This window comes from Citrobacter sp. Cpo045, assembly GCF_030332875.1.
GTDB lineage: Bacteria > Pseudomonadota > Gammaproteobacteria > Enterobacterales > Enterobacteriaceae > Citrobacter > Citrobacter portucalensis.
Window position 1 is genome coordinate 1 of record NZ_JAOWGZ010000031.1, and the last position, 241, is coordinate 241.

At 57.7% G+C, this 241-nt stretch carries 1 protein-coding gene; it reads right to left on the minus strand.

What is annotated here, in order from left to right:
• The coding region (locus OGY13_RS00245; RefSeq protein ID WP_225373215.1) for a transposase at positions 1 to 241 on the minus strand (241 nt) is incomplete at both ends.

The following is a 241-nucleotide window of genomic DNA, read 5'->3' on the forward strand; positions in this document are numbered from 1 at the left end:
GAGCTGGGTGCCTCAATGATGGTGGCATCCACCAAAGTGCCTTGGGTCATCATGACGCCTGCTTCGGCCAGCCAGCGATTGATGGTCTTGAACAATTGACGGGCCAGTTGATGCTGCTCGAGCAGGTGGCGGAAATTCATGATGGTGGTGCGATCCGGCAGGGCGCTATCCAGGGATAATCGGGCAAACAGGCGCATGGAGGCGATTTCGTACAGGGCATCTTCCATGGCACCGTCGCTCA